Here is a 23,612-nt window from a genome sequence, read left to right as displayed (position 1 = left end):
ATCACCTCCGGCGGCGGCACAGGCAGGCGCGATCGTGATCGTCGACCATGCCGATGCCCTGCATGTAGGCATACACGATGGTCGAGCCGACGAACTTGAAGCTCCGCCTGGCCAGGTCTTTCGAGATGCGGTCGGACAGCTCGGTACGGGCCGGCCGCGCGCCGTCCGGCCAGTCGTTGACGATGGGCTTGCCGTCCACGAAGGCCCACAGGTAGTCGTCGAGGGTCAAGCCCTGTTCGCGCAGGCGCAGGTACGCTTGCGCATTGTTGATGGCGGCCGCGACCTTCAGGCGGTTGCGCACGATGCCGGGATTCGCGAGCAGTTCCGCGACCTTGGCATCGTCGTAGTTCGCGATCTTGTCCGCGTCCCAGCCGTCGAAGGCGAGGCGGTAGTTGTCGCGTTTGTTCAGGATCGTTTCCCACGACAGCCCGGCCTGCGCGCCTTCGAGGTTGAGCATTTCGAACAGCGTCGTCTCGTCGTGGCAGGGTACGCCCCACTCGTGGTCGTGATAAGCGATGTAGCGTGGGTTGGCCATGTTGGCCCAGGTGCAGCGGGTGTCGTTCATACATCAAGTATAAACCCGCGGCGCCGATTTTCATTGTCGGCATGGTAATTTGATTTACACTTGCGCCCATGAACCAACCGACGCAGCTAGGCAGATACCGGATCGTGCGCGTGCTCGGACGCGGCGCCATGGGCGAGGTCTATGAAGGCCTCGATCCGCGCCTGGACCGCAGCGTCGCGATCAAGGTCATCTCCACCGCCTGCGATGCCGATCCGGAGCTGCACGCGTCGTATTCGGCCCGCTTCATCCGCGAGGCGCAGGCCGTCGCGCGGCTGAACCATCCGCACATCGTCGGCCTGTACGACTTCGGCGAGGAAGACGGCGTCGCCTACATGGTGATGGAACTGGTGCGCGGCGAAGAGCTGGCGGCCTACTTCGACATGACCCAGGACTTCCACCTCGAGTTCACGCTCGAGGATGCCGTGCGCATGACGTGCGAGCTGCTCGACGCCCTCGGCTACGCGCACCGCAACGGCGTGATCCACCGCGACATCAAGCCGGCCAACGTGATGCTGAGCCACGACCTCTCCGTGAAACTGACGGACTTCGGCGTCGCCCACATGGCCGCGCTGAACGCGGCGGTACAGGATGCCGACGGCGCGGAGATGGTCGGCACGCCCAGTTTCATGGCACCCGAACAGATCACGGGCCAGGCCGTCGGCCCGCAGTCGGACATCTTCGCCGTCGGGATCATCCTGTACCAGTTTCTCACCAACGAGCGGCCGTTCCGCGGCGCCGGCATGTTCGCGGTGCAGCAGAAGATCCTGCACGACCACCCCGTCCCGCCGACCCTGCTGAATCCCCTGCTCGGCCCGGCCTTCGACCGCGTCGTGCTGCGCGCCCTCGCCAAGCGCCCGGAACATCGCTACCCCAGCGCCGAAGCGTTCCGCGACGATCTGCGGCGCGCGCTCGACGGCGATACGCTCGCATCACCGCTGTTTCCCGACCTGTGGCGTCCGCTGGACACGGTCACGCCCCGCTCCCCGGCCGATGTCGTGCGCCATGTGCCGGACGATGCGGATGCGACCCGTGTCGAAGACGCCGACGCGACGCGTCTCGCGCCCATGACCCGGCCATGAGCGACGCGACCATCGTGGCGAACGGCGACTTCTTCCGCCGCCTGCAGCAGCTCACGACGCGCATCCACGCCACGCGCAACGTCGACGAGATCATGCTCGACCTGTCCGAAGGCATCTGCACGCTGTTCGGCGCGGACCGCCTGACGATCTACACGGTCGGCGAGGACAAGGCGAGCCTCGTCTCCAAGATCAAGACGGGGATGGCGTCGTTCCGCCAGCTGCGCCTGCCGATCTCCGCGCAGAGCGTGGCCGGCTACGCCGCGCTGGCGCGCCGGCTGCTCAACCTGAACGACGTCTACGATGCCGCCGAACTGCAGCGCTACGCGGCCGACCTGCGCTTCCAGCAGGGCGTCGACCGGCGCACGGGCTACCGCACGACGCAGATGCTGGTCGTCCCGATCATGCACGACAGCGAAGTCATCGGCGTCCTCCAGCTGATCAACAACCTGCGCGGCGGCCCGTTCGACAGCACGGTCGTCGAAGGCGCGCGCTACCTGTGCGACACGCTCGCCATCGCATTCGCCCAGCGCCGGCAGGAAGCGAGGCGCGAGCGCACGGGCTTCGTCGGCGCGCTGGGATCCCGCGCGCTGGGACGCGAGCAGGTCGAGCAGGCGGTGGCACAGGCGCGCGCGCAGGGCCGCGACGTCGAGGACGTGCTGCTCGACGACTTCAAGGTGAAACTGCCCGTCGTCGGGCGCGCCCTCGCGGACCATTTCGCCGTGCCCTATCTCGCCTTCCACCCGGGGCGGCGCGTGCCGGCGGAACTCCTCGACGGCATGGACCGCGCGGCCGCCGAAGTGCGCCAGTGGCTGCCGGTGGAGCGCAACGAGCATGCGCTGTACGTCGTCTGCATCGACCCGGACAAAGTCAGGGCGGACAATGCCGTCGCCACGCTGTTCCCGCAGTCGCGCCCCGTGTTCTGCGTGACGACGCGGCGCGATTTCGCGGCGCTGCTCGACCAGTACTTCGGCCCGGCCGCGGCACCCGCGGCGCTGCCGCCCGAACGCGCGGACAGGCTGCTGGATACCGTCGCGGCACTCGTCGCGGGCAGCCACCGCGAGGGCCTGTCCGACCTGCGCATCGAGACGGCGCCGGGCGACAGGCCGGGCGAGATCCGCTTCACGGTCAGCGGCGTCCTGCGGCTGCCGTGAAAATCGCCAACCCTCCAGGGCAGCGTGCTAGCATGCCGCACCTGTATTGATATCCACCGCGTTCGATGAGCACCTGGAAGCAGCTAACCCCGAGCATCTACCACCGTCTCGCCTTCGGCAGCGCGTACGGATTGACCGACGTCGGCCTCGTACGCCAGTCCAACGAAGACAACTTCCTCATCGATCCCCTGCTCCGCCTGGTGGCCGTCGCAGATGGCATGGGCGGTCACGACGGCGGCGAAATCGCAGCCTGCCTGGCCCTGGAAACCGTGCGCGATGCGCTCGCCGCCGCCGACCCGAAAAAATCCTCGCCCGGCGATGCGGCCGACCCGGACGCGACCTGGCAGGACGAACACATGCCCGCCGTCGTGGCCGTGCACGAAGCCGTCGACGCCGCCAATGCGCGCGTGTACGGCGCGAATGTGCAAGGCGGCCGCGGCGAAGGCAGCGGCATGGGCACCACGCTGACGGGCTTCTGGCAAAGCCTGCCGGGCGGCCCGCTCGTCATCTTCCACGTCGGCGACAGCCGCCTGTACCGCTACCGCGACGGCGAACTGGCCGTGCTCACGCGCGACCAGACGATGTACCAGCAGGCGCTGGAAGCGGGCGTTTCCGGCGACTTCCCGCCGCGTAACCTGCTACTGCAGGCGATCGGCCCGACGGCCGCCATCGCGCCCGACGTCAAGGCATGCACATCCCATCCCGGCGATTTATACCTGCTGTGCAGCGACGGCTTGTACGGCAACACGCCGCACGCCGCCATCGAGCAGGTGCTGGCCGGCGCGCATGCGCAGGCGCTGGAGCACTGCTGCGCCGAGCTGATCGCCCTCGCCAAGGCGCATGGCAGCCGCGACAACATTACGGCCGTGCTGGCACTCGTCGAGCGCTGAACGGCAAGTGTCGCTATTTACACTATGCAAATAGAATTTCTCTAGAATAATGTAGATTTGACACGAGGAAAGATGATACTCTGTAGGAGATCTCCTACTATCACTCTTACAAACCTCGTATGGACTACCGCAGCGCCTACATTCGCCGAAGCAGAAAGGGGTCGCGTCTGAAACAGCGCCTGGCCGCTGTCGGCGTGCTGGGCGTGGTGGCGTGCGCCGCGCTGTACGCGTACGCGATGCACGAGTCCACGGCGCCGACGGTGTCCGCGCAGGCGCATGCGCCGGCCGCCGCCGCGACGCCGGTGCCGGCCGTGCTGCGCACCGCGGCCCAGGTGGAGACGAAGAAGACGCGCCGCGTCTATCCATATTCGATCGTGCCCGGCGGCGTCCTCGACCGCAAGGAACTCACGCATGCCATCGCCGTGGACCAGGTCGTGGCGGCGCATTACGCGGCATTCGAGGCAAGCAAGACCACCGTCAGGACCGTCGACAAGCCGCGCGCCGTGTACGTCTCGTACCGCAAGGGCGACAAGGTGTTCTGGACGGCGAAGAAACTCCAGCTGGCCAAAGGCGAAACGCTGCTGTCCGACGGCCAGAACGAGATCCGCACGCGCTGCGGCAACCGCATTTCCGACGTGCCCCAGCTGCCCGTCGAAGCCAAGGGACCCAGCGAGGAAGAACTCGATTCTTCCGTCGAAGAGGCCCAGCAGGACGAAGGCACCATGGAACAGGTCGGGTACGCGGCCGACACCAACCCGGCTGGCCACGGCTACCAGTTGCAGACCTTCGGAACCGGCGAGACGGCGCAGACCGGCGGCACGGCGCCCACGCGCACCAGCTTCGGCCTGAACGGCATCCCGGGTGCCGGCATGGGCCCCATCTGGGACGGCGGCGCCTTGCCGGTATCGCTGGCCAAGGTGTCGAGCGACACCGTGCAAACCGGTACCGACAGCGGCCCGGGCACCGGCACGCCGGGCAACGGCGGTTCCGGCGGTGGCAGCGATCCGGGCAAGACGGGCGGCACGACGCCTGACGGCACGACGGACGGAACGACGCCGGACGGAACATCGCCCGGCGCCGACGGCACGCAACCGGCCACCGATCCCGGCACGAAAAACCCGACGATCCCCGGCACGCTGCTGCCGACGGACCAGCCTGGCCAAACCAACGATCCCGGCAAGGACCCAGGCAAAAACCCGACCAAACCGCACGGCGACGTGCCGGAACCGGGCACGCTGTGGCTGGCCGGCGCCGGCGTGGCCGCGCTGCTGGCCGCGCGCCGCGCGAAGAAACGGTCGCGCGACTGAGCCGGTGTTCTAGTCTTCGATCACGGCACGCCCCGCGCGCCGCAATTCTTCCAGGTGGTCGAGCATCTGCCGGATCACCTCCGGCGGGTGCCCCTGCCAATCCGCCACCTCCCCGACGATCCTGAGCGGCGTCCGCGTGCGGTACGAGCGCGTGGGATTGCCGGGAAAGCGTTTATTCGTCAGGTTGGGATCGTCCTCGAACGTCCCCGTGGGTTCCACGATATACACATGCCCCCGTCCCTCGGCGCCGCCGAGCGCCGTCGCCAGTTCGGCCCCCCAGATCGCGGCCTCCATCGAGGCGCTGAAATACACGTTGTTGGAAACGCGGCCTTCCTCGAAATTGGAGGCGTGGCCCGGAATTAATACGTCGCCCGGCTGGAAACGGATTCTGGTGCCGTGGTAGAACGGGCCCGGGACGTTGTCGCAGGATTCGTGGGTAACGGGAGTCCAATCTTGATGATCCATACGGCCTCTTATTTCAACAACTTGATGTGCTTGACGAGGGCAATCCGCTCACCGCCTTTGGGGCGATACGACTCGCCCGCGAGCATGTTACAGCGCCGCGCGTTGCTGGCCCATCTGCTGCGCGCAGGACACGTCGGCTGCCGACGGCGACGAGCAAGCCAGTGCGGCAAGCAGAAACGGCAGGTTGTTTATCAGGCGATTCATGCATGAAACCGGGAATGTCATTCTTCATCATACTGAAAGGATGAAGTCACAGGTTCACGCTTGACCACTGAGATGACATTAGTATTGACGACAAATTACCACACCGGAGATACTGGACACCCCCCGAACAGTCCCGCAACCCGGGCTACCCTGCGCCGTGGGCAACGGCTGAGAACTCCCATGACGCTCGCGCTCTACGGTCATCCCTTCTCGTCGTACACGCAAAAAGTGCTCGTCGCGCTGTACGAGAACGACACGCCTTTCGAGTTCCGCTGCCTCGGGCCGGACACGCCGCAGCACGCGGCGCAGTGGCTGCAGCGCTGGCCGCTGCGCAAATTCCCGCTCCTCGTCGACGGCGCGCGCAACGTCGTCGAGACGAGCATCATCATCGAATACCTGCACCAGACGCATCCGGGGCCCGTGCGCCTGCTGCCGGACGATCCGCTCGCGGCGCTGGACGTGCGCTTCATGGACCGCTTCTTCGACCTGCACGTGATGAACATGGTCCAGCACGCGGTGAACGGCGCGCTGACGGGCGATGCGGCCAAACGCGCGGACGCCGTCGCGACGGCGGCGGAAAAACTGGAACTCGCCTACGAATGGCTTGAAGGCTACCTGGCCGGGCGCACGTGGGCGGCCGGCGACACGTTCTCGCTCGCGGACTGCGCCGCCGCGCCCGCGCTGTTCTACGCGGACTGGACGCATCCGATCGGGCCGCAGTACCCGACGCTGCGCGCCTACCGCGCGCGCCTGCTGGCGCGGCCGTCGTTCGCCCGCGCGGTGGACGAGGCGCGGCAGTACCGTCCCCTGTTCCCGCTGGGTGCGCCCGACCGCGACTGAGCGCGACCGAACGCCGGCGTCAGTAATCCCAGAACACCGGCACGTAGCGGTACGCGTCGCCATCCGCCATCACCCGCCCGATGGACGGGAACGGCAGGTGCGCCGCAACCAGCAGTCCGCCATCAATCATCAGCTCGCGGAACAGGCGGTCGCGCACCCTGGCCGCTTCTTCCGGATCGTGTTCGAAACCGTTCTGCCAGCCGGGATGCTCGAAGTTGACGGGAAAGACGGCATCGCCGGCGAACATCAGCCGCTTGCCGCCGGACGCCAGGTCGACCACGCAATGGCCGGGCGTATGGCCGCCGGTGCGCCGCGCCACCACGCCCGGCGCGACTTCGCGGCGCTCCTCGAAGACCTGCAGCCGGTCGCGGTATTCGTCGAGGAAGCGCGCGGCCGTCGAGCGCAGCACGGGCGGCACCGCGTCCGGCATGACCGTCAGCGAGAAATCGGGCGACGCCCAGAATTTCACTTCGGCGTCGGTCACGTGGATACGCACGTCCGGACGCAGTCTCTCCTTCACGCCGGGCGCCAGCAGTCCGCCCACGTGATCCATGTGCATGTGGGTGATGACGATGTCCGTCACGGACGCGAGATCGATGCCGACGGCCTCCAGCCGCGCCGGGAACTGGCCGGCGCGCGGGAAGCCCGGGAACTGCGTGCCGACACCGGCATCGACGAGGATGGTCTGGTCGCCGCTGCGCACGACGAGCACGTTCAGCGGCCAGTCGAATTTATCGGGCGGCAGGAACATGTGATCGAGCCAGTCCGCCAGCTCGGCCGGATCGGCGTTGGTCGCCATCGTCGTGGCGGGCAGCGGCAGCACGCCGTCGCTGACCACCATCACGTCGATGTCGCCGACCTTCAGCGCGTAACGGGACGGCACCAGTTCTTCGGGGCCGTGGCTGGCGGGGCGCAACGGGGTATCTACGGTAAGCATCATGGTCTCCTGAAAGAGGCCCGGGGATCGGGCATGGATGCATCGTAGAGACGAAGACCGCGGGCCAGAAGCCATGCGGGCGGGCGCACCGTGTTGCCCGCTACGCACCAAACCGCGATCAATGCGCGTACTTGCGCTGGACGTCGTCGTAGAACTGCTTCATGGTCCAGAACGCGAGCTTCTTCTTGCCGGCGTCCGTGACCAGGCCCTTGCGGTTCCAGAAATCCTGGTAGTACGGATGCTGGCGGCGCGGCGAGCGGAAGTCGACGAGCACCCACGGCGTCATCCCGCGCAGGCCCGGGATCGCGGACAGCATCTTGAACTGGTTGCGGTACAGCGTGTCCTGGTATTCCTCGCTCCAGCGCGTGTCGGCGTCGGCGTGGTAGCCGCCCAGTGCCTCGGCGCCGAATTCCGTCACCACGACCGGCTTGTTGTAGCGGACGTCGAAGCGGTAATTCAGCATCTCCGCATTGCTCGCCCAGTACCAGCCGGCGTACTCGTTGAAGCTGGCGAGATCGAGATAATCCGCGAGCGGATCCTCCACCGTGATGTCGCTGCCCTTGCGGTGGATTTCCAGCGCGGCCGCGACAAGGCGCGTGTCGTCCAGCGACCGCGCCGTCTTGGCGAGATTGCTCATGAACGTATTGCGCGGGCCGCCGATCGGCGTCTCGTTCCCCACCGACCAGACGACGACGCTCGCGCGGTTCTTGTCGCGCGTGACGAGGTCCGTCAGCTGCGCGTGCGCGTTGGCGTAGGTGTCGGGATTGGTCCACGAGATCGTCCAGTACACGGGCACTTCCGCCCACACCATCAGGCCCATCTCGTCGGCCAGGCGGATCATCTCTTCGCTGTGCGGGTAATGCGCGAGCCGCACGTAGTTGCAGTTCATCTCCTTGGCCCACTGCAGCAGCATGCGCATGTCGCCGGCGCCGCGCGGGCGGCCCGGAATCAGCGGGTTCTCTTCATGCATCGAGATCCCGCGCAGGAACACGGACTTGCCGTTCAGGAGGATATCCTGGCCACGCGTCTCGATGGTGCGGAAGCCGATGCGGTCGACGACCTTGTCGCCGCCGCCGGACAGCTCCACCGTGTACAGCTTCGGCTGCTCGGGCGACCAGTACGTCAGTTTATTCACCGGGAAGTTCAGCGCCGCGCGGCCGTTCGCATCGGTACGCACGGTCGTCCTGATGCCCGCTTCGGGGATGCTGACGGTCACCTGCTGCGCCTTGCTGTCGCCCGCCATTTGAATGAACCCTTCGATGCGGCGGGCATCGCCCTTCGCCAGCTGCACCTTGTAGTCGGCGATGTACGTGGCCGGCAGCTCGGCCAACAGCACGTCGCGCGTGATGCCGCCGTAGTTCCACCAGTCCGTGTTCACGGTCGGGATCTCGTCCTGGTGGCGCGTGTTGTCGGCCTTGACGACGACGACGTTGCGGCCCTTCGCCAGCTTGTCCGTCACGTCGAACTGGAACGGCGTGAAGCCGCCCTTGTGCATGCCGAGTTTTTTACCGTTCAGGTAGACGTGCGCCTCGTAGTTGACGGCGCCGAAGTACAACGCGTAATGCTTGCCCGGCTTCGGGTCGGCCTGGAACGCCTGGCGCAGCCACACGGTGCCCTCGTACAGCTGCAGCTTTTCCGCCTGCGAGTTCCAGTCGCCCGGCACCTTCATCGTGGGCGCGTGGTCGAAGTCGTACTCGACCCACTCCGTCTTGTCCTTCGGCTTGCGGTCGTCGTAGAAGCCGCCCTTGCCGCTGTCCGACTGGTCGAACGGCATGTGACGGTAGTCGTAATAGCCGTTCTCGTACGGGTCGATGATGTAGCTCCAGCGGCCGTCCAGGCTCACGTGGCTGCGGGCATAGATGTTCTGCGTGGGCGCCATCAGGCTGCCGGCGTGGCTCGCTTTCGATGGCTGGCCGGCCAGTTGGACGTCGACAGAATCGGTGGAGTGCGCGGCAGCATGCGCGGCGCAGGCCACCAGCGTCAATACAGAGAATTGCAGCACGGCCGTCAGCCGGGCAAACGGGTGTGTCATGGTGTCTCCTGATGGTTATTCAGGGAATGGTAGCGCTGTCATCGCTCAGCTGCAAGATTTACAATCCGTGCGTTATACTCGCGGGATAAGGGGTGTTCACGCCATGTCGGCGTGACAGGTGTTACGCGCTGGTCGGGCCGCCACGCGGCCTTGTCACGACCCTATGCTTATACCCACGACCCTGCAAATGATCGGTGCCGCGCTGTTCGGCGTGGCCGTCCTCCACACCTTCTCCGTCAAGTATTTCGAGCGCCTCGCGCACACGCACCCGCGCCATGCCGGCATCTGGCACCTGCTCGGCGAAGTGGAAGTCGTGTTCGGATTCTGGGCGATGGTGCTGATGCTGTTCATGTTCGGCGTCGCCGGCCGCCACGAGTCCGTGGCCTACCTCGAGTCGCGCAACTTCACGGAGCCGATGTTCGTGTTCGCGATCATGGTCGTGGCGGGGAGCCGGCCGATCCTCGACTTCGCCCATCTGCTCGTGCGCACCGGCGCGCGCCTGCTGCCGCTGCCGCGGACGATGGCGCTGTGCTTCGTCGTGCTGTCCTTCGTGCCGCTGCTGGGCGCGTTCATCACCGAACCGGCCGCGATGACGCTGGCCGCCCTGCTGCTGCGCGACGGCGTGTTCGCCCGCAAAACGGGAGCACGTGATACGGGCCCGCGCCTGAAATACGCCATCCTCGGCGTCCTGTTCGTCAACGTCTCCATCGGCGGCACCCTGACGCCGTTCGCCGCGCCGCCCGTGCTGATGGTCGCGTCCACGTGGGGCTGGGACCTCGGCTTCATGCTTGCCACCTTCGGCTGGAAGTCCGCGCTGGCCGTCGTGACGAACACGATCCTGCTGCTCGTCGTGTTCCGGCGCTCCTTCCTCGCGCTGGGCGATGCGGCGGATGCCGCGGCCGATCCCGTGCCGCTGCCGGTCATCGCGATGCACCTGCTGTTCCTCGTGCTGATCGTCGTCTTCGCCCATCATCCGCAAGTCTTCATGGGCATCTTCCTGTTCTTCCTCGGCTTCACGGCCGCCTACCAGCGCTACCAGGACAACCTGATCCTGCGCGAGGCGCTGCTCGTCGCCTTCTTCCTGGCCGGCCTCGTCGTGCTCGGCGGCCTGCAGGCCTGGTGGCTCGCGCCGCTGCTGACCAGCATGAGCGCCGACGCCGTGTTCTTCGGCACCACCGCGCTCACGGCCATCACCGACAATGCCGCCCTCACCTACCTCGGCGCCCAGGTGCCCGGTCTCAGCCTCGCGTACAAGACCGCCCTCGTCGGCGGCGCGGTCGCGGGCGGCGGCCTGACCTTGATCGCCAACGCGCCCAACCCGGCCGGCGCCGCGATCCTGAGAGACAGCTTTCCCGACCGTGCGATCAGTCCCCTCGGGCTGCTCGCCGCCGCAACACCGCCCACGCTGATCGCGGTGGCGGCCCTGCACTTCCTCTGATACCTGACCTGGAGACGCAAGCAATGAACGACCTGGTGAACGCCATCAACGGCATCGTATGGAGCCCGGCCCTGATCGCCCTGTGCCTGGGCGCCGGCCTGTATTTTTCGGTGCGCTCGCGCTTCCTGCAGTTGCGTCATCTAGGGGAGATGGTGCGCCTCATGATGGAAGGGAAAAGCTCGGCCGAAGGCGTATCGTCGTTCCAGGCGCTGGCCATGACGCTGGCCGGCCGCGTCGGCACCGGCAACATCGCGGGCGTCGCGACGGCCATCACGTTCGGCGGCCCCGGCGCCGTGTTCTGGATGTGGGCCGTGGCCTTCCTGGGCGCGAGCTCCGCGTTCGTCGAGTCCACGCTGGGCCAGGTCTACAAGGAGCAAATCCACCGCGAGTTCCGCGGCGGGCCCGCGTTCTACATCGAGAAGGGCCTGGGCATGAAGTGGTATGCGTGGATCTTCGCCGTCGTCACCGTGTTCGCCACCGGCGTGCTGCTGCCGGGCGTGCAGGCGAATTCGATCGCGGAAGGCCTGCGCAACGCCACCGGCATCGACGCCAACGTCACCGCCGCGCTGCTCGCCATCGCCCTCGGCTTCATCATCTTCGGCGGCGTCAAGCGCATCGCCCACTTCGCCGAAATCGTCGTGCCGTTCATGGCGCTCGCGTACATCATCGTCGCCTGCGTCATCATCTTCCTGAACTGGCAACAGCTGCCGGGCGTGCTCTCGCTGATCTTCAGCTCGGCCTTCGGCCTCGATGCCGGCTTCGGCGCCATCGTCGGCATGGCGATCCAGTGGGGCGTCAAGCGCGGCGTGTATTCGAACGAAGCGGGCCAGGGCACCGGACCGCACGCCTCGTCCGCCGCGGAAGTCAGCCATCCGGCCAAGCAGGGCCTCGTGCAAGGCTTCTCGGTCTACATCGACACGCTGTTCGTGTGCTCGGCGACGGCCTTCATGCTGCTGATCACCGGCCAGTACAACGTCGAAGGCCCGGACGGCACCGCGATCCACACGGGCGTCCACGGCGTCGCGTCGGGTCCGGGCTATGTGCAGACGGCGCTGGAAAACGTGATGCCGGGCTTCGGCTCGCTGTTCGTCGCGCTCGCCCTGCTGTTCTTCGCGTTCACGACAATCGTTGCCTATTACTACATCGCCGAAACCAATATCGCGTACATCAACCGCACCGTGCACCGCCCATGGATGACGCTCGTGCTCAAGGTCTGCATGATCGGCGCGACCGTGTACGGCTCGGTGAAGACGGCCGACGTGGCGTGGGCGCTGGGCGACCTGGGCGTCGGCCTGATGGCCTGGCTGAACATCGCCGCGATCCTGCTGCTGCGTAACGTGGCCTTTAAATGCCTGCGCGACTACGAAGCGCAGCGCGCGGCGGGCAAGGATCCGGAATTCGATCCGGCCGCGCTGGGCATCGAGCGCGCCGATTACTGGATCAAGCGGGCTGCCGGCCGCCGCCAGCAAGGCACGGAGACGGTCGCGGCCAAGGTGTGAACAGATCGTCATCGATTTGGCGCGTGAGTGTGGCTATTTGTCCCAATGCGTCGAAACCATTTGTAATTACCGGGAGGAACCTGCAAGAATAAATTACCATGCCGAAACTAAATTTCTCCGAGAGAAAAACCGAAGAGCCAGCGCTCGCAGCGCTGGCGCAAGAATTACGTCGTCTCACCGCGGACGCCAGTGTGGAGACACTGCAGCAGGAAACGGTGGCCGTTGCGGTGTCGCTGTGCGGCGCCGAGCGCGGATACTGGGCGGCCGCCGGCGAGACGGCCTGTATTGGAGACACGACCTGTTTCGCGGTCGGCGACGGCATGGTCGTGCTGGAGCATGCGCAGGCAGTCGACGCCGCGCTGCTCGACATCCTCGCCACCGCGGCGTCCATCGCGCTGACGAACGCGGCCCTGCGGGAACAGAGCCGGCAAGACCGGTCGGCGACCGGACTGGCGTTCGAACACACGCTGCTGCACACCCTCGTCGACAACATCCCCTTCCGCATCTACGCCAAGGACCGGGACAGCCGGTTCCTGTTCGGGAATAACCGCATGGCCCGCCTGGCCGGCGTCGAGACGCCGCCGCAACTGATCGGCAAGACCGACTACGATTTCTTCCCGGCCGAGCTGGCGGCCAAATACTTCGCCGACGAAAAGCAGGTCATGGATTCCGGCCAGTCGCTGTTCGATTACGAGGAATTGGTCGAGGACCAGGACACGGGCGAATTGGGCTGGACCGTGACGACCAAGGTGCTGCTGCGCGGCGCGGACGGCGCGGTGAACGGCATCGTCGGCATCGGCTACGACATCACGCAGCGCAAACAGATGGAAGAGCGCCTGCGCGAGCGCACGCAGGAACTGGAAGAGGCCAATGCGCGGCTGGAGGCCGAGAAGGAACAGCAGCAGGTCCTGATCCGCAAGCTGAGCGACATGCAGGGCCAGCTGCTGCAGTCCGAAAAAATGGCCTCGATCGGCCTGCTGGCCGCCGGCGTCGCCCACGAGATCAACAATCCGCTCGCGTTCATCAGTTCGAATTTCGGCGCGCTCGAACGCGACGCGAAAGACATCCTGAAGCTCATCAGCGCATTCGAAGGCGTCGAAGGGCTGCTGCCGGGCGACGCGCGCGCTCCGGTCGCCTTCATGAAGGAAGACATCGGGCTGGACGACATCCGCCAGGACCTCGACGCGCTGTTCGCCGAATCGCGGGAAGGCCTGCAGCGTGTCAAACACATCGTGCAGAACCTGAAGGATTTCTCCCGGCCCGGCGGCACGGAAAAAGAAATGGCCGATCTCGAGCAGGGATTGGACAGCACCCTGAACGTGGCCTGGAACGAAATCAAGTACAAGGCGGACGTCGTCAAGGAATACGCCGGCGTCCCCGAGCTGTATTGCCTGCCCTCGCAGATCAACCAGGTCTTCCTGAACCTGCTCATCAACGCGGCCCACGCCATCGAGGGCAAGGGCACGATCATCGTGCGCACCGGCCATGACGAGAAGGTCGTCTGGGTCGAGATCGAGGACAACGGATGCGGGATCGCGCCGGCGCACCTCGATCACATCTTCGAACCCTTCTTCACGACGAAGCCCGTTGGCAAAGGGACCGGGCTCGGGCTGTCGATCGTGTACGGGATCGTGCAGGGGCATCAGGGCACGATTGGTGTGAAGAGCGAAGTGGGCAAGGGAACCGTGTTCAGGGTGGCGTTGCCGCGGACGTAGCCCAGCTGCGCCGCAACGCGCCCTGTTCGGCCGCGCCCCACAACACCTTGCCGGGGTTGAGGATGTTCTGCGGATCGAACACGCGCTTGATGGCCCGCATCAGTTCCACCGCGGGCAGCCCGGCTTCCTGCACCAGGAAATCCATCTTGTGCATGCCGATGCCGTGCTCGCCCGAGCACGTGCCGTCGAGGCGGATCGCACGGGCCACCAGCCGGGCGTTGAGCAGTTCCGCGCGTTCGCGCTGCTCGGGCTGGTGCGGATCGATCAGGTAGCCGAAATGGAAGTTGCCGTCGCCGACATGCCCGACCAGCGAATACGGCACGCCCATCTCGTCCGCTTCGCGCACCGACTCGAGCAGGCATTCCGCCAGGCGGCTGATCGGCACGCAGGTGTCGGTGCTGATCGCGCGGCAGCCGGGTAGCGAGGCGATGGCCGCGAAATAGGCATGGTGGCGCGCCGTCCAGAGCCGCGACCGCGCTTCGGGGTCGGTCGCCCAGGCAAACGCCGCGCCGCCGTGCTCCCCCGCCAGGGCCTCGACCGTTTCCGCCTGTTCGCGCACGGAAGCCGGCGTGCCGTGGAATTCCATCAACAGCATCGGTTCTTCGCGCAGATCCAGCTTGCTGTACCGGTTCACCATCCGCACGGTATTCGCGTCGATCAGCTCCATGCGCGCGATCGGAATGCCGGATTGGACGATGTCGATCGCGGCGCCCACCGCGTCGGCGATGCCCGGGAACGAGCACACGGCCGCCGACTGCGCTTCCGGCAGCGGATGCAGGCGCACGACGATCTCGGTGAACACGCCGAGCGTGCCTTCGCTGCCCACCATCAGCCGGGTCAGGTCGTAGCCCGCACTGCTCTTGCGCGCACGCGTCCCGGTATGCACGATCTCGCCCGCGGCCGTGACGACCTGCAGTGCGAGCACGTTCTCGCGCATCGTGCCGTAGCGTACGGCGTTGGTGCCGCTGGCACGGGTGGCGCACATGCCGCCGATCGACGCGTCCGCGCCCGGATCCACGGGGAAGAACAGCCCCGTGCCCTTGAGGGCCTGGTTCAGCTGCATCCGCGTCACACCCGGCTGCACGGTGGCCGTCATGTCCGCGGTATCGATGGCGAGCACGCGGTTCATGCGGCTCACGTCCAGGCTGATGCCGCCCCGTACCGCCAGCAGATGACCTTCCAGCGACGACCCCGCGCCGAACGGGATCACCGGCACCGCGTACCGGCCCGCCAACGCGAGCAGCGCCTGGACGTCCGCGACGTCCTCGGCGAACACCACCGCGTCCGGCGGATTCACGTCCACGAACGACGATTCGTCGCGGCCATGCTGTTCGCGCACCGCGGCGGCGGTCGAGCAACGGGGGCCGAAGCGGGCTTGCAGTTCGGCTAATAACGGTGTCGGCAGGCCCTGGTCCGGGGCTGGGGTCATACGGTCATTCATTCCAAATTCCTGGTGATGTTGGTGTGTTCAGAAAGATTGTCTCACTAGCCGGCGATTTCTTTCTTGAAGGATTGCTACGCCACAGAAATTTTTCGCCAAAAAAAGTGAACTTAGGAAGTTTCCCTGCCTCAAAGCTTACTCATTAACTTGCTGAGCCAGGCTTCTCCCGATGAAAAAAACCACTGTTTTCGCTTCCAACATCCGTGCAAACGTTCTCCTGTCCTGCGGCGCCGTCGTGCTGCTCGCGGCGGCCCCGATGGCTTCCGCCGTCGCCAAGGATTTGTATGTCTCCACAACCGGCTCCGACTCGAACCCCGGAACGCAAACCGCGCCGGTGAAGTCGATCGCGCGTGCCGATGCGCTCGCAAGCGCCGGCACCGTCATCCACGTTGCCGCAGGCACGTATCGGGTCTCCGCGCCCGCACTGGACAACGCCGGCATCAAGACGAGCAAGAGCGGTACCGCAACCGCCCGCATCAAGTTCGTCTCGGACGTGAAATGGGGCGCGAAGATCATCGTGTCGGGCACCGGCATCACGTGGGATTCGCGCGGCAGCTACGTCGATATCGACGGTTTCGACATCTCCGGCTCGGGCCGACACGGCATCCTGGCCGCCGGCGCGAACCTCACGATGACCAACAACTTCATCCATGACCTGACCATCAGCGGCGGTTGCAACGGCAGCGGCGGCGCGGCCATCGATACCTATGGCCCGGTCGGCGGTGTCGTCATCGACCGCAACGTGGTGCGCAACATCGGCGCTTCGATGATCGGCAAGTGCAATACCGTGCAGGGCATCTACATCGCGAACGCAAACAATGTCGTCACGAACAACCTCGTCTCGGGCGTTGCCATGGCCGGCATTCAACAATGGCACGGCGCGACCGCGTCGACGATCGTCAACAACACGGTCTTCCGCAGCAAGGACGGCATCCTGCTGGGCCAGGGCGATGCCGGCACGACCACGGGTTCGGCCAACAACTACGTTGCCAACAACGTCGTGTATGACAACACGACCTATGGCATCGTCGAACTGGGCAAGATGGCCGGTAACAACCGTTATGTGAACAACCTGGTGGCAAAAAGCGGCACCGCCATGCGCGTGGCGGGTAGCGTCAGCGGCACGATTTCGTCGGATCCGCTGTTCGTGGCCTACCAGGCCAACGGCACCGGCAACTATCGCCTGTCGAGCAGCTCGCCGGCGATCGACCGCGGTACGTCGACGTCGGCACCGCGAGTCGACCTGATGCTGGTGGCACGCCCCCGTGGCGCGGCCATCGATATCGGTGCCTACGAGTTCTAAGACGGCTCTTTACTTCGCTGGCGCGGGCGCATCGACGTGCTCGTAACTGAAAATGCGTGAGATGCGCCACTGCTTCCCCTGCAAGAGCATCAGATGCGAAAAGTTCGCATGCCCCGCCAGCGTCTCGGGTGCGCCCGCAGGCCGCGCATAGAACCGGTGTTCGCCGGTGACGATCGCGCCATACAGCGTCTCGCCCTGGCGCATCGGGAAAAAGCGGATCGTTCCCGGCACGGCTTCACGACGCAATTTGACCGGCGCGCTCTTCATGCCGTCGTTCACCGCGGACAGCGCCTTCTTGCCGATTACCTTGCCGCCACGGTCGTGATAGAACTCGACATCCGACGCCAGCCAGGCGTTCATGCCATCCGGATCGGCGCGGTTATAGGCTTCCCAATAGGCCTTGTCGGCGGCCCGTGCGCCGGCATCCCATGCGGTATCGGCGGCCGGCTGGGCCAGCGCGGCGGTGGATGCCATGGCAAGCATGGCGATGGATGTCGATACGAAGCCGCGCATGAACATGAATCCTCCGGTAAGAATCCATGAATTATAGCTGTGCAGTATTCACGGGCGTTGTATCCCGCCACGCGCCATCGATACGCTCGATGCACGTCGTGATCGCGGCCTTGGCGTGACCGAGCACGGTATATGAGGCGAAGAATTCGGTGAGGACGTTGCCGTGATCGAAGCAGGTCGCCGCGCCAATGCGGCGGCCGGTGCTGTCGTCGACGGCTTCGAACTCCAGGCTCGCGCCGCCGGTTGTGACAGGACCGACCAGCAGCAGCGTCATCGCATTGACCATCCGATTGGGTGTTTGGAGTTCGGTCACCGCCACGCGCAGCCGTACCCGGCCTGCCGCGCCTGGCGCCGCCGGGATCTTGCTCACCTGACGATGCAGTTCGGCGTCGACATAATCCAGGACTTCGCGCTGCTGCGCGTCGTCGAGCCCTTCGATGCGGCCGGAACTTGTCTTGATCAACGGATGTTCCACCACGACTTCGGCGTACCGGCCCGGGTCGAAGCCGGGCTCGCGGAACATCAATACATGCTCGTATCGCGTCGGCGCAAGCGTCTCATACGTGTCGAGGAATCCCGAGCGCGTCATGCCGTTCGTCGCGCACCCGGAAAGCACCCCCGCTATGCACAGCAACAGTCCGCCGCGGATTGATGCGCTTTGCTTGTTCATGGATGGACTCCTCAATCAAACCGGATATACGGTTTGATAATTTTGCGCGTCCACCCTTGGCGGCAGTTGGGGCGCCTCAAGGGAACCACTCAACGGTTCAATGCCGGGTACCGTCCAACATCGCTGCAAATCCTTGCGCTCGCGGCATCCCGGCACACGTGAGCATCGTCGGTTCAACGCCCGGCGAACCCGCCGTCCACCACAGGCTATGGCCTTGCAACGCCGCCGCGGCGATACGCTCGCCCACGTTCTCGTCCAGCGCAAAACGCCATGTGCCATTCACCGGCACAGGCTGCGCATCCTTCGCCACCCCAGGCTCCGGCATGCCATCGAACTGCGCCAGCCCAAACGCCGGGTCCAGCGACGCCCGCGCCAACTCCTCGATCGCGTCATACCACGCCACATGCTTGTGAAACCAGTCCAGCAACGGCGGCGCACCGACAGCACCGATCATCAGCGGAAAGTAGCGCCCGACGCGATCCACGCTCGGCATCATCACGCCGCCCAATCCTTCCGGCCCAAGTACCCCGGGCGCAATCGCAAACCGCCATACCGGACTGGTGAGATAGTGATTGAGCCACTGATCCCCAAGCTGCTGCTGGCTCGCGTGAATGCACTGCTGCAGCCACGCATCCCAGGCCCCCACCAGCCCGTCCGGCAACCCGCGCGACACGAAGTCACCGAGCGTGGAGACCTTGCCGAAGTACCCGGTCACAGCTTGTCCACGCAGCGGAACTGTTCCAGCACGGCGCGGCGGAACGGGTTGACGACGCTGCTCGCGGTCAGTTCCAGCGCGGCCTTGCGGCCATCGGCATCGAACGTGACCTTGTAGCGCTCGCCCTGCGCCGTCGGTTCGACCGTCGCCTTGTCGAGCATGCGGAACCACGCCCACGGGCCTTCCGTGTGAAGCGAGCCATGCGCGCTCGCGGGCGTGACGTCGAGACGTACCTGCCCGCTGCCCTTCCCGCTCGGCAGCTGGAACGATGCCGGCGCCAGCGCGCCCGGCGCCGCGGTCAGCGCCTGGCCGTCGATGTCGAGCACGAACTTCGTGATGGCCGGGTCGAGCGCCACCGGCTTCAGGTCGAAGCGCATCGAGGCCTGGCGGCCGCCGTTCGCGAAGAACGCGTCGCGGATTTTTGCCGCGCGCTGGAATTCGTCGAGCGTGGATTGCGGGATGCCGAGCGTGCCGTCGTTCGCGGTCGCGCGCCAGCGCCATTGGGCGCCGCCCATGTCGACGTATTGCGCGAGGTTCTTCGCGAAGAAGTCGTCGATCAGGCCACCCGGCGCGAACATGCGGCCGAAGTCGTCGGCGGTGACGTCCTGCGCGGCGGACTTCACGATCGGGTAGCGACCCGCGACGGCCTGGCGGCAGAACTGCGCCGGGCCCGCGGTCCACAAGGCGTTCAGGCGTTCGCGTTCGCTGCCGGACGTGAGGCCCGCGCCGCCGTTGTCGATCGACTTCAGCATCGTTCCCAGCGGGGCCGGCTTGCCGTCCGCTTCCAGCTTCACTTTCGCGAGCGCGTCGCCCGGCGGCGGCGGTGCGCCCGTGCGCTTGGCGGCGGCGGCGCTGTCCAGGTAGACGGCGACGTCCTTCAGCATGCCCAGCGACTGGTCCAGCGGCGACGGCGTCCCCGTCGTCATCTTGTGCAGGTCTTCGAAGTGCGCGTCGACCGGATTCGCGGCCTTCACCGGTGCGGCGGGCGCGGCATCGTCCGTGCTGGCCATCGCGCTTTCCAGCTTCTTCTTGTAGGCGTCCAGCTTGCCCCTGACGGCGGCCGTGACCGATGCGGCCATGGGTGCCTTCGTGCCGCCCAGCGTCGTCTCCTTGCTGGCCGCGACGAGGAATTTACGCATCGGCGACTCCGCGCCGGACAGCAAATTGGTGATGCGCGCGCCCTGCTCCAGCGTGCCGAACGGACGCAGGCTCACGTCGGCCAGCAGCGCATCCCATTGCGCGATGTAGTCGTCGTAGTACAGGCGCAGCACGGCCTGGCGGACCTGGTCGCGGTTGCCGGCCTGCGTCGCTTCCTGCTGCGCGAGCACCCAGCGTTCCTTCTCGACGTCGTCGACGGCTTCGTTGCTCATCTCGAGGAATCGCGCGTAGCCGGCGGGCGAGTACATGCCGTTCACGCCGCGCGTGATCGGCTCTCCGCTCTTGCGGACGAAGACGTTCGCGGCCTCGCGTCCGCCCGCGCTGGCGGGGCTGAATTCCGGCAGCTTCTCGCGCATCAGCTGGCGCTTCAGGCGGTTGTAGACGCGCTGTTCGAGCGGCATGCGCGCCAGCGTCAATCGCGTATCGCTGATCAGTTGCGGATCCAGCCGCGGCATCGCCTGGCCGTCGCGGAAGTTTTCCATCAGCGCCAGCTCGTGCGCGGCCAGCGCTGCTTTTTGATCGTCGTTCGCGTCCTTCAGGTTGCGCGCATCGTCCAGCGCGGCCCACGCGGCGACGGATTCGGCGTCGAAGTGGCTCGCGTCGCCCAGCATCAGATAGACGCGCAGCACTTCGTACAGGTACTCGGGACTGTTGGCCGCGCTCCTGCGCAGCTGGTCTTCCATGCGCTGCTGCAGGCGCGGCAGCAGCGTGTCCTGCAGCACCTTGCGGTAGGCGATGCGCGCGGCCTCGCCCAGCTTGTCGCCCTGGTACAGGCCGAAGCGGTTCAACAGCGGCGCGCCCTTGTCGCGGTCGTCGTAGCCGCCCGGCAGCGTGCGCAAGGCGTCCAGCACGGGCAGCAGTTGCACCGTCGATCCCTGCGCGGGCAATGCCGCCACCTGCTTGGCGATGTCCGCCGATTTCGCTTCCATGTCGGCGACGTACGCGCGGTTGCGCACATAGCTCGTGATCATGCCGGCCCCCAGCAGTACGAAGGCGACGGCGATTGCCGCAACCGCGCCCCACTGGATCACGCGCCGGCGCTTCTCCAGCGCGTGGTTCACGCCGGCCAGTTCGGCCTCGGGGAAAATCACCTGCTGCAGCAGGTTCGTGATGAAGTAGCTGCGGCCGCTGGCGGCGTTCGGCGCCAGCGCTTGTCTCTCCAGGCCGAAGGACGCGGCCATCGCACTCATCACGCGGTCCAGCGGGCTGCCTTCCTGCGTGCCGCTGCTGAAGTACACGCCGCGCAGCAGCGCCTGGCGTTCGTAGCGGTTCGATGCGAACACGTCGTCCAGGAAGCGTTTCAACACGTCCTCGATGCCGGCGAACTGCTGCGGGAAGCTGTAGACGAGCGCGCGCTTGTGCGGATCGCGCTCCTGCTGCATGCGCGCCAGCACGCGTTCCTGCAGGCGCTGTTCCAGCTGTTCGAATTCGGCGGGGAACGCGGCAAGCGCGGCGTCGCCATCCATGCCGTCCTGCAGCGGGAACGTCATGCCCCACACCTGCGCGCGTTCCTCGCGGCCCAGCGCATCGAAGAATTCGACGAAGCCGCCCAGCAGGTCGCACTTCGTCACGAGCACGTAGACCGGAAAGCGCACGCCCAATTGATCATGCAGTTCCTTCAGGCGGTCGCGGATCGCTTGCGCATTTGCTCGACCTTCTGCTTCCGTGTCCTGCAGCAGGTCGCGTAGGGGCACGGTAACGATCACGCCGTTGATGGGACGGCGGCGGCGGTATTTTTTCAGCAGTTGCAGGAAGCCCGTCCATGCGGCCTTGTCGGCGCCGGCGTTGCTGTCCTGCGTCGTGTAGCGGCCGGCCGTATCGAGCAGCACGGCGTCGTCCGTGAACCACCAGTCGCAGTTGCGCGTGCCGCCCACGCCTTTGACGCCGCCTTTGCCCAGCGCGTCGGCGAGCGGGAATTTCAGGCCGGACTGCGTCAGCGCCGTCGTCTTGCCGCTGCCCGGCGCGCCGATGAACATGTACCACGGCAGCTGGTACAGGCCGCCCTTGCCGCCCGTCTTCGCCTTCTTCAGGATCGCGATGGCGTCCTGCATGCGCTTGTTCAGCTGCGCCACTTCGGCGGCGCCTTCCTCGGGTGCGGGCGCGGATTTCGCATCCTCGCCGGCCACGCTCTTCATCAGTTCGCGGTTGGCGCGCCACGCCTTGAACCAGCGCCAGCCCAGCCAGCCGGCCCACAGCGCGAAGACGATGAGGATGAACGTCCAGCGCACCGTCTCCGATGCGAACGGATAATGGCCGTCGTAGGACACCAACGGTAACTCGAACCAGATGACCAGCGCGAGCAGCAGCGCGCCCAGGAAGGCCAGCACGGCGGGCTTGATCAGCCAGGTGAAGAACTTTTTCATTGCGGTTGTCGTGTGGGTCTCAAGGTGCGGTGGCAGGCGTCAGCAGGACGATCTCCACGCGGCGGTTGCGCGAGCGGCCGGCCGGCGTGTCGTTCGACGCGAGCGGTTCGGAGTCGCCGCGGCCCTCCACGCTGTAGCGCGCTTCCGGGCCGGCGCGTTCGGCCAGCAGGTCGCGCACGGCGGTCGCGCGGGCCTTCGAGAGTTCGTAATTGGACGGGAAGCGCGCCGACAGGCCGGGTTTCGTATTGTCCGTGTGGCCCACGACGATCACCTTGCCGGGCACGGTCTTCAGCGCGTCGCCGATGCGGCCCAGCAGGCCGAGGTATGCCCCGGAGACGTCGCCGCTGCCCGATGCGAACACGCCGTCGCCGCGCAGGGTGACGACCGAGCGGTCGGCGCTGTCGACGACGGTGACGAGGCCTTGCGCGATTTCCGGTGCAAGGAAGCCGGCCAGGCGCGGCACGGCCGGTGCCGGAGCGGCAGGCGTCGCGACCGGCGGCGGCGCGGTCTTCAGCGACAGCAGGTTCGCGAACACCGGATCGGACGCATTGCCCAGGCGATGGCCGAGGAACAGCTGCAGCAGGATCAGGATGACCGCGGCGCCGGCGGCCATGATCCAGACGGGGACCATGCGCCACAGCGGCTCGCCCTTGCCGGTGGCGCCTTTCCAGTGCGGCGACAGCTCGGTTTCGACCGGCGTCTTCTGCTGCGCGATCAGCTGCTGCAGGCGTTCGCGCAGCGCGTCCAGCTGGCTGCGGCCGTTGTCGATGACGCGGTAGCGCCCTTCCAGGCCAAGCGCGAGGCACAGATACATCAGCTCCAGCGCATCGACGTTGTCCTTCGGCGCCTGCGACAGCTTCTGCAGGATCAGGAAGAACTTCTCGCCGCCGAACGCCTCGTTGTGGAACGCGACGAGCAGGCTGCGGCTGGCCCACACGCCGCCACCGCCCCACGGCGTCGACGAGATGGTCTCGTCCAGCAGGGTGCACAGCGAGTAACGCGCGGCCGCGATCTGGTCGTGGTTCACGTGCGCGGCCTTGGCGCTGGTCTCGAACGTCTTGATCGCCTGGATCAGCTGCATGCGCAGCGCTTCCACGTCCGGATGCGACGCCATGCGGCGCAGCGGCGGCACGAGGTCGAGCAGCGGATTCGCGGCGCGCACGAGCGGATTCAGGCCCACGCCGTGCAGTTGCGCCGGTGCGCCGGCGGATTGGGGACGCGGCGGCTCGGCAGCCGGCGGCTGGCTCGGGGCCGTGCGGCGCCCGCCGGGTGCGGGCACCAGCACGGTGCGGTCGGGGTCCTGCATGGGGTTCGTTGGATCGCTCAA

General features: G+C 66.4%; 19 protein-coding genes. 9 read left to right on the top strand and 10 right to left on the bottom strand.

Annotated elements, in window-relative coordinates; translation table 11 throughout:
* Position 1: 1 nt before the first annotated feature.
* Positions 2-565, bottom strand: a complete 564-nt coding sequence (locus ACEN98_RS18450; protein ID WP_413386288.1) for a DNA-3-methyladenine glycosylase I — start codon at positions 563-565, stop codon at positions 2-4.
* Positions 566-633: 68 nt separating this feature from the next.
* Here ACEN98_RS18450 and ACEN98_RS18445 point away from each other — a divergent pair, with 68 nt between their 5' ends.
* The 4 genes from ACEN98_RS18445 to ACEN98_RS18430 all read left to right on the top strand — a co-directional run bounded on the left by ACEN98_RS18445 (position 634) and on the right by ACEN98_RS18430 (position 4,992).
* A complete protein-coding gene (locus ACEN98_RS18445; RefSeq protein ID WP_413386287.1) occupies positions 634-1,644 on the top strand; it encodes a serine/threonine-protein kinase in 1,011 nt (336 codons plus the stop codon).
* On the top strand, positions 1,641-2,795 hold the full coding sequence (locus tag ACEN98_RS18440; protein ID WP_413386286.1) for a GAF domain-containing protein: 1,155 nt from the start codon (positions 1,641-1,643) through the stop codon (positions 2,793-2,795). Before ACEN98_RS18445 ends, ACEN98_RS18440 begins: the two co-directional genes overlap by 4 nt.
* Before the next feature lie 65 nt (positions 2,796-2,860).
* Positions 2,861-3,685 carry a PP2C family protein-serine/threonine phosphatase gene (locus tag ACEN98_RS18435; RefSeq protein ID WP_413386285.1) on the top strand — a complete coding sequence of 275 codons (825 nt, stop codon included), beginning with the start codon at positions 2,861-2,863 and terminating at the stop codon, positions 3,683-3,685.
* Positions 3,686-3,804: 119 nt separating this feature from the next.
* Positions 3,805-4,992, top strand: a complete 1,188-nt coding sequence (locus ACEN98_RS18430) for a PEP-CTERM sorting domain-containing protein (RefSeq protein WP_413386284.1) — start codon at positions 3,805-3,807, stop codon at positions 4,990-4,992.
* A gap of 9 nt (positions 4,993-5,001) precedes the next feature.
* Here the strand turns inward: ACEN98_RS18430 and arr are convergent, their stop codons facing one another.
* On the bottom strand, positions 5,002-5,457 hold the full coding sequence (arr, locus tag ACEN98_RS18425) for an NAD(+)--rifampin ADP-ribosyltransferase (protein ID WP_413337776.1): 456 nt from the start codon (positions 5,455-5,457) through the stop codon (positions 5,002-5,004).
* A 384-nt stretch (positions 5,458-5,841) separates the two neighbouring features.
* Between arr and ACEN98_RS18420 the strand changes: the two genes are divergently transcribed.
* Entirely contained in the window at positions 5,842-6,501 is a 660-nt protein-coding gene (locus ACEN98_RS18420) for a glutathione S-transferase family protein (protein ID WP_413386283.1), read from the top strand.
* Between the two features lie 19 nt (positions 6,502-6,520).
* Here ACEN98_RS18420 and ACEN98_RS18415 read toward each other — a convergent pair whose 3' ends face one another.
* On the bottom strand, positions 6,521-7,441 hold the full coding sequence (locus ACEN98_RS18415; RefSeq protein ID WP_413337778.1) for an MBL fold metallo-hydrolase: 921 nt from the start codon (positions 7,439-7,441) through the stop codon (positions 6,521-6,523).
* 115 nt (positions 7,442-7,556) lie between these two features.
* Positions 7,557-9,470: a glycoside hydrolase family 2 protein gene (locus tag ACEN98_RS18410; RefSeq protein WP_413386282.1), complete on the bottom strand. Its 1,914-nt coding sequence runs from the start codon at positions 9,468-9,470 to the stop codon at positions 7,557-7,559.
* Positions 9,471-9,633: 163 nt separating this feature from the next.
* On the opposite strand from ACEN98_RS18410, the gene ACEN98_RS18405 reads away from it, so the two are divergent.
* From ACEN98_RS18405 to ACEN98_RS18395, 3 genes are all read left to right on the top strand, one after another.
* Complete coding sequence (locus ACEN98_RS18405; protein ID WP_413386281.1) at positions 9,634-10,908, top strand: putative Na+/H+ antiporter; 1,275 nt, start codon at positions 9,634-9,636, stop codon at positions 10,906-10,908.
* A gap of 23 nt (positions 10,909-10,931) precedes the next feature.
* Positions 10,932-12,407, top strand: a complete 1,476-nt coding sequence (locus ACEN98_RS18400; RefSeq protein ID WP_413386280.1) for an alanine/glycine:cation symporter family protein — start codon at positions 10,932-10,934, stop codon at positions 12,405-12,407.
* A 191-nt stretch (positions 12,408-12,598) separates the two neighbouring features.
* Positions 12,599-14,122, top strand: a complete 1,524-nt coding sequence (locus ACEN98_RS18395) for an ATP-binding protein (protein ID WP_413386279.1) — start codon at positions 12,599-12,601, stop codon at positions 14,120-14,122.
* On the opposite strand, the gene ACEN98_RS18390 is transcribed toward ACEN98_RS18395, so the two are convergent.
* Positions 14,097-15,563 carry an FAD-binding oxidoreductase gene (locus ACEN98_RS18390; protein ID WP_413386278.1) on the bottom strand — a complete coding sequence of 489 codons (1,467 nt, stop codon included), beginning with the start codon at positions 15,561-15,563 and terminating at the stop codon, positions 14,097-14,099. The genes ACEN98_RS18395 and ACEN98_RS18390 overlap by 26 nt on opposite strands.
* A 169-nt stretch (positions 15,564-15,732) precedes the next feature.
* On the opposite strand from ACEN98_RS18390, the gene ACEN98_RS18385 reads away from it, so the two are divergent.
* Positions 15,733-16,866 carry a choice-of-anchor Q domain-containing protein gene (locus ACEN98_RS18385; RefSeq protein WP_413386277.1) on the top strand — a complete coding sequence of 378 codons (1,134 nt, stop codon included), beginning with the start codon at positions 15,733-15,735 and terminating at the stop codon, positions 16,864-16,866.
* A gap of 9 nt (positions 16,867-16,875) precedes the next feature.
* On the opposite strand, the gene ACEN98_RS18380 is transcribed toward ACEN98_RS18385, so the two are convergent.
* The 5 genes from ACEN98_RS18380 to ACEN98_RS18360 form a co-directional block, all read right to left on the bottom strand.
* Positions 16,876-17,385, bottom strand: a complete 510-nt coding sequence (locus ACEN98_RS18380) for a nuclear transport factor 2 family protein (RefSeq protein ID WP_413386276.1) — start codon at positions 17,383-17,385, stop codon at positions 16,876-16,878.
* Between the two features lie 25 nt (positions 17,386-17,410).
* Complete coding sequence (locus ACEN98_RS18375) at positions 17,411-18,049, bottom strand: DUF3313 family protein (RefSeq protein ID WP_413386275.1); 639 nt, start codon at positions 18,047-18,049, stop codon at positions 17,411-17,413.
* Positions 18,050-18,146: 97 nt separating this feature from the next.
* Positions 18,147-18,764, bottom strand: a complete 618-nt coding sequence (tagF, locus tag ACEN98_RS18370) for a type VI secretion system-associated protein TagF (RefSeq protein WP_413386274.1) — start codon at positions 18,762-18,764, stop codon at positions 18,147-18,149.
* Positions 18,761-22,285 (bottom strand): type VI secretion system membrane subunit TssM, encoded by a 3,525-nt coding sequence (gene tssM / locus ACEN98_RS18365; RefSeq protein WP_413386273.1) that lies wholly within the window; start codon positions 22,283-22,285, stop codon positions 18,761-18,763. Before tssM ends, tagF begins: the two co-directional genes overlap by 4 nt.
* 19 nt (positions 22,286-22,304) lie before the next feature.
* Positions 22,305-23,612, bottom strand: coding sequence for a DotU family type VI secretion system protein (locus ACEN98_RS18360; protein WP_413386272.1), 1,308 nt, complete (start codon positions 23,610-23,612; stop codon positions 22,305-22,307).

Source organism: Massilia sp. CT11-137 (genome assembly GCF_047302885.1).
GTDB lineage: Bacteria > Pseudomonadota > Gammaproteobacteria > Burkholderiales > Burkholderiaceae_D > Telluria > Telluria orientalis.
The sequence above is the reverse complement of the archived record's forward strand: the minus strand, read 5'-3'. Positions and strand labels throughout refer to the sequence as shown.